Here is a 4,483-nt window from a genome sequence, read left to right on the forward strand (position 1 = left end):
GCTGCGCCTGCCGGGCGCCGCGCAGGCCGCCAGCGCCCGCCTGCTGGCGCTGCGCGTGCGCGGCGGCGATGGGCAACTGGTGCCGCTGTCGGAACTGGTGACGGTGCAGCGCCTGCCCTGGGACGACAGCATCGCGCACAAGGACCTGCGGCCGGTGGTGTACGTCACCGGCGACGAAGCCGGGCGCCTGGACAGCCCGCTGTACGGCATGTTCGATCTGGTCGGGCAACTGCGCCGGCACCGGCTCGATGGGCAGACGCTGCGGCAGTATTTCATCGCACCGCCGGTCGACACCGTCGACTTCGCGGTGAAATGGGACGGCGAGTGGCAGATCACCTACGAGACCTTCCGCGACATGGGCATCGCCTACGCGGTGGGCCTGTTGCTGATCTATCTGCTGGTGGTGGCGCAGTTCCGCAGCTATCTGCTGCCGCTGGTGATCATGGCGCCGATTCCGCTGACGGTGATCGGGGTGATGCCGGGTCATGCCCTGCTCGGCGCGCAGTTCACCGCGACCAGCATGATCGGCATGATCGCCCTGGCCGGCATCATCGTGCGCAATTCGATCCTGCTGGTGGACTTCATCCGTCATGCCCTGGCGCAGGGACGCAGCGCCGAACAGGCGGTGATCGAGGCCTGTGCGGTGCGCGCACCGCCGATCATGCTGACCGGCCTGGCGGCGATGCTGGGTGCGCTGTTCATCCTTGGCGATCCAATCTTCAACGGCCTGGCGGTGGCGCTGTTGTTCGGCATCCTGGTCAGCACCGCACTGACCCTGCTGGTCATCCCGTTGCTGTACTACCCGCTGGCACGGCGCGAAGCGGCGGCGTGAGCGCAAGGCTGCGTCCACACGCCGTTACCGGTGCCGGCGTAGAGTCGAAATCCCTTTCTGCGAAGTGGAGTTTCCACGATGCCCATCGGCGATCCGATCCGCGTCACCCTGGAGCAGGACACGGACTTCGCGTTCCGCATTCGCTTCGACGAAACCACGCTGGAGCCCTGGTTGAGCGACGAAACCGCGCCGCTGGGCCAGGAGCGCGGCCCCAATCCCACGCGCATCCTGCTGGCCGGCATCGCCAACTGCCTGGCGGCCAGCCTGCTGTTCGCGATGCGCAAGTACAAGAACGATCCGGCCGGGGTGGTCGCGCACATCACCGCCACGCCGATGCGCAATCCGGAAGGGTTCTGGCGCATTCCGCAGGCCTCGGTGGAACTGCAGCTGCCCGGCGCCAACCAGGACTATGCGCAGCTGGAACGGATCCTGGCTCAGTTCGAGCAGTTCTGCGTGGTCACCCAGAGCGTGCGCCAGGGCATCGACGTGCAGGTCACGGTCAAGGATGCGCAAGGCACCGTGCTGCTGGGCGACAAGAGCATCGAGGCCGGCGCATGACCACGCCGCTGCATGTCGCCTGCCCGCACTGCGCCGCGCTCAACCGGGTGCCGGAGGCGAAACTGGCGGACGCGCCGCAATGCGGACGCTGCCATCGCGGCTTGTTCGACGCCACACCGGTCACGCTGACCGCCGAGACGTTTGCCGCGCACGCCGAGCGCAGCGACCTACCGTTGCTGGTGGACGTGTGGGCGCCGTGGTGCGGTCCGTGCCGGACCATGGCCCCGCACTTCGCGGCCGCGGCCGCGCAGCTCGAGCCGCGGCTGCGCCTGGGCAAGCTGGACAGCGACGCGCACCCGGCGTTGGCCCGGCGCTTCGGCATCCGCAGCATCCCGACGCTGCTCCTGCTGCGCCAGGGCCGCGAACTCGGCCGGCACAGCGGCGCCATCGGCACCGCCGAGATCGTGCGCTGGACGCTTGCACAGTTGAATTCTGCGTAACGCTCTCGTAGCAGCGGCTTCAGCCGCGATGGGCTTACCTGGGAAAGTCCATCGCGGCCGAAGCCGCTCCTGCACGGTGCGCCGGGCTTACTTGCCCAGCGCCGCGTTCAACGTGGCCGCCAAGTCGGCGCCGGCCTGGCGCAACTGCGCTTCGGCGACCGGGCGCCAGGTCGTCACGTAATCGGCCGGCAGCGTGGCGCCGGGCGGATAGAAGCCCGGACGCAGCATGATCTTGCAGGAGGCCTCGGCCCACGCCGCGGCCGGCGGCGGCAGCGCGCTGCCCGCCGGCGAGGGCGCCGGCAACGGCTGCTTTTCCAGTTCGGCCAGGTAGGCCTGTTCGTCCAGTCCGCGGCTGCGCAGCAGGCCGCTGTCCCACAGCGAATGCAGATTGCTGCCCTTGCCCTCGAACTGGATCTGCACGGTGTTGGCGCCCTTGTCGCGGGCGTAGCCGGCATGCAGCGGCTGCTGCACGTCGCCGGCGAAATGCACCACGAACTTCAGCGCCTGCGCACGCGCGGCCTGCGGCTGGCTGCGGTCGGCGAGGATCGCGGCCTGGCGGCGCAGCGCCTCGACCGCGCAGTTGCCGTCCGGGCAGTCGCGGGTCTGTTCGTAGTGGCAGTCGTTCTCGGCCAGGTTGACGTAGTGCCAGCGCGCGCTGCGCTTGCCCAGGTCGGGATCGTGTTCGCGGAGCTGGTCGGCCCAGTTGGCGACGCCGGCCAGGGTCGGGTCGGGTTCGCCCTGCAGCAGGGTGCGGACCTGCGCGCGGGCTTGCGGGGTGAGTTGGGTGTCGGCGAGATCGGCGACCAGGCGGTGACCCAGCGGGCCCCAGGCGAAGGCGGCGGACGGTGTGGCGGCGAGGGCCGCGGCGAGCGCGGTGCAAACGAAGGGAGAGATTTTCATGCGCCGATTCTAGCCGGCGCCGACGACGCGGCCATGACGCGTGCCGGGTCTATTGCGTTGCCGCTCAGCATGGCGGACGCCGGTGCCAGGCGGCGTCGCCGACCGTGCCGAGCCGCGTCCGGGGACACGACCCGGCTGCAGGCTCAAAAATACATCAGGTACGCGACGCCGTAGGTGACCGGATCGAGCTTGGCCTTGCCGAGCGTGCTGCCGTCCACTTTCACGTCGCTGCGCATGCCGGTCCAGCGCGCATCCACGCGGATCGCGCTGCGTTCGCCCACCGCGAAATCCACGCCGGCATGCAGCGCCGGGCCAATGCTGTCCTTGAACTTCACGTCGTTGGACGCGAACGCGCCCTTGCCGTCGCTGCCGAGGAAGGCGGTGTAGTTGAGGCCGGCGCCGACGAACGGGGAGATGTCGCCGTTGCCGTTGAAGTGGTACTGCAGCGAGATGGTGGGCGAGAGCATCCAGGCGCTGCCGATGTCGCCGCCGCGGTCAACGCCGATTTTCTGCTGGCCGACCAGGCCCTGGATCTCCACGCCGAGGTTGCCGCGGAAGAAGTATTCGTAACTGAACGATACGGCCGGCGCGACGTCGGCGTCGAAGCGCTGGTCGCTGCCGCGCAGCGTGCCGTTGGACGACCCCGGCACCATGCCGTGCAGACCATAGCTGGTGGTGAAGTGGCCGGCCGACTGCGCCGCGGCGGGCAGGGCGATGCTGGCGAGGGCGGCGACGGCAAGGCGACGGAACAGGCGTGGCGGCATGGGAGACCCCGGTGGACGACGAGTGGGCGGATGCGAACCCCGTGTCGGCCCGGCGGGCACCGATCCACATCCGTGTGGCGCGTAGTCTGCCAGAGAAGCGGGGCGGACGCGCTGCGCTCCGGCGAGGCCGCGTGTGCGGCCCGCGTGTCGATCCGGTACGGCCATGCTCCGGAATGGCGCCGCTGCCGCGAGCGGCGCCGATCCTGTTGCCGCCGGCGCCACAGGTCGCAGCGGCGCCGGCGCCCGTCTCAGAACTTCATCACGTAGGCCAGGCCATACACCAGCGGATCGATGTGCGCGGTGCCCAGGTCACTGCCGTTGACCTTGACCTTGCTGTCGATGTCGATCCAGCGCATGTCCACGCGCAGCGCCGACTTGTCGGTGAGCGCGATGTCCACGCCGGCATGCGCGGCCAGGCCCCAGGAGTCGTCCAGCTTGAGCTTGCTGCCGGCCAGCGCGCCGGTGGTCTTCTCGCTGAAGAAGGTAGTGTAGTTGATGCCGGCACCGACGAACGGCGAGACCTTGCCGGCGCTGTTGAAGTGGTACTGCAGCGACACCACCGGCGGCAGGTGCTTGGTGCTGCCGACCTTGCCCACGCCCTTGACGCTGATGTCGTGCTCGAACGGCAGCGCAGCCAGCACTTCCACGCCCAGGTCCTGGTGCACGAAGTACTCGAAGGTCACCGTCGGCCGGATGTTGCTGTCGATGCGCAGCGGCAGGGTGCCGCCGGCGAGCGTGCCGTTGTCGGACTTCGGGTTGACCTGGTGGGCGCCGATGCCGATGGTCCAGTCGCCTTGCGACTGCGCCAGCGCCGGCAGGGCGCACAGGGTCAGGGCGGCGGCCAGGCCGGCGAGCAGAAGGGGGGAGGTGGTGCGCATGGTGGAGTCTCGGTTGGGTGTGGGCGCAGTGTCCGGCGCGCCGCCCCATGCCGCCTTGATCCTGATCAAACCGGCGTGTCCGGCGTGGCGCGGCCGGCCTGCTAGAATGGG

General features: G+C 69.6%; 6 protein-coding genes. 3 read left to right on the forward strand and 3 right to left on the reverse strand.

The features are described from left to right. The 3 genes from D180_RS03310 to trxC all read left to right on the forward strand — a co-directional run. Positions 1 to 832, forward strand: an 832-nt coding sequence (locus tag D180_RS03310) for an efflux RND transporter permease subunit (RefSeq protein WP_043090408.1), incomplete at its 5' end; no start/stop codon positions are given. 78 nt (positions 833 to 910) lie between these two features. Continuing rightward, positions 911 to 1,390 (forward strand): OsmC family protein, encoded by a 480-nt coding sequence (locus D180_RS03315; protein ID WP_017911670.1) that lies wholly within the window; start codon positions 911 to 913, stop codon positions 1,388 to 1,390. Then, positions 1,387 to 1,830, forward strand: a complete 444-nt coding sequence (gene trxC, locus D180_RS03320) for a thioredoxin TrxC (RefSeq protein ID WP_017911671.1) — start codon at positions 1,387 to 1,389, stop codon at positions 1,828 to 1,830. Before D180_RS03315 ends, trxC begins: the two co-directional genes overlap by 4 nt. Before the next feature lie 87 nt (positions 1,831 to 1,917). Here trxC and D180_RS03325 read toward each other — a convergent pair whose 3' ends face one another. From D180_RS03325 to D180_RS03335, 3 genes are all read right to left on the reverse strand, one after another. Continuing rightward, positions 1,918 to 2,730 (reverse strand): S1/P1 nuclease, encoded by an 813-nt coding sequence (locus D180_RS03325; RefSeq protein WP_017909462.1) that lies wholly within the window; start codon positions 2,728 to 2,730, stop codon positions 1,918 to 1,920. A 143-nt stretch (positions 2,731 to 2,873) separates the two neighbouring features. After that, entirely contained in the window at positions 2,874 to 3,494 is a 621-nt protein-coding gene (locus D180_RS03330; protein ID WP_017911672.1) for an OmpW family outer membrane protein, read from the reverse strand. A gap of 248 nt (positions 3,495 to 3,742) precedes the next feature. Beyond that, entirely contained in the window at positions 3,743 to 4,372 is a 630-nt protein-coding gene (locus D180_RS03335) for an OmpW family outer membrane protein (protein WP_017911673.1), read from the reverse strand. Positions 4,373 to 4,483: the final 111 nt, after the last annotated feature.

The organism is Xanthomonas sp. SHU 166 (genome assembly GCF_000364685.1).
GTDB classification, from domain to species: domain Bacteria; phylum Pseudomonadota; class Gammaproteobacteria; order Xanthomonadales; family Xanthomonadaceae; genus Xanthomonas_A; species Xanthomonas_A sontii.